This window comes from Actinoplanes awajinensis subsp. mycoplanecinus, from assembly GCF_001509495.1.
Lineage (GTDB): Bacteria > Actinomycetota > Actinomycetes > Mycobacteriales > Micromonosporaceae > Actinoplanes > Actinoplanes palleronii.
The window spans coordinates 1-1,391 of record NZ_LLZH01000103.1 but is presented as its reverse complement, the minus strand read 5'-3'; the positions used below and the strand labels follow the sequence as shown (position 1 = coordinate 1,391).

1 protein-coding gene is annotated in these 1,391 nt (G+C 67.2%); it reads right to left on the bottom strand.

The genetic code is table 11. The features are described 5' to 3' along the window. Nucleotides 1-33: 33 nt before the first annotated feature. Nucleotides 34-1,164 carry an IS30 family transposase gene (locus ADL15_RS14440; protein WP_449369302.1) on the bottom strand — a complete coding sequence of 377 codons (1,131 nt, stop codon included), beginning with the start codon at nt 1,162-1,164 and terminating at the stop codon, nt 34-36. Nucleotides 1,165-1,391 lie beyond the last annotated feature (227 nt).

Here is a 1,391-nt window from a genome sequence, read left to right as displayed (position 1 = left end):
GGGCGGTTTCAAGGGGTCGTTGCAACACGAGGGTTAGCTGGTGGTGGTGAGGAGTGTAGCGAGGCGTTCGGCGGGGGTGTCCCAGCCGAGTGTTTTGCGGGGTCGGCCGTTGAGTTCGGCGGCGACGGCGGTGAGGTGTTCGGGGCTGTGGACGGTCAGGTCGGTGCCTTTGGGGAAGTATTGGCGGAGTAGTCCGTTGGTGTTCTCGTTCGAGCCGCGTTGCCAGGGTGAGTGCGGGTCGCAGAAGTAGACCGGTAGTTCGGTGGCGATGCTGAATTGGTGGTGCAGGGCCATTTCAGTGCCTTGGTCCCAGGTCAGGGAGCGTTTCAGGTGAGCGGGCAGGCCGGTCATGGTGGTGATCAGGCCGTCGCGGACGTGTTCGGCGGTGCGGCCGGCGCCGAGGTGTACGAGCATCACGTAGCGGGTGGTGCGTTCTACGAGGGTGCCGATCGCGGATTGGTTGTCCTGGCCGATGATCAGGTCGCCTTCCCAGTGGCCGGGCACGGCGCGGTCGGCGGCTTCCGCGGGTCGTTCACTGATCATGATCATCGGTTCGGTGAAGCGGGGCCGGCGTTGCCCGTTGGTGCGGTGGGGCTGGCGCCTGGTGCGGCCGGTGCGCAGGGCGGCGGTCAGTTCCCGGCGCAGGCCGCCGCGTCCTTGCAGGTACAGGGCTTGGTAGATCGCTTCGTGGGACACGTGCAGCTCGCTTCGCTGGGGAAAGTCGCGGCGTAGCCGGTTGCTGATCTGTTCCGGGCTGTGTTTGGTGTCCAGCATGGCCTGGACCCGGTCGCGTAGTTCGGGGCTGGCGGCGAGTTTGCTGGTTTTCGGGCGGGGCCGGCGTCGTTCGGCGCGGTCCTGGGCGGCATACGGGCGGTAGAGGCCGTTTTCCGGGTGCCGGTTGCGGCGGACCTCGCGGCTGATCGTGGAAGGGGATCGTCTCAGCTCGACGGCGATGTCTTGTTGCCGGACACCTTCACGTAGCCGGTCGGCGATGACCAGCCGGTCGGCTTCGTTCAGGTAGCGACCGGAGACTGTCGCGTGCCGGACCGGGGCAGGCCGGGCGGCGGCCCGGGCCGCCCGTGGCGCGACAGGTGCGACCGGTGCGACAGCGGGCCGGACGGGCCGGGCCGGACGGGGCGGACGGGAGGGCGACCGTTTCGCGATCCGGGCCCGGCCCGGACTCGCCGCTCGCCACTGATAGCCGGTTTTGCGGTCGACACCGACCAGCTGACACGCCTCGCTCGTCCCTACGCCCTTAGCCACAAGATCAAAATATGCCTGACGTTCGGCATGCAACCTCTTACGTCCCTGCGGCCGACGATCACCACGGATCTCGAACACGAACAACTCCTGATCAGATCAGGTGTTGCAACGTTCCCTTGAACTCAAGC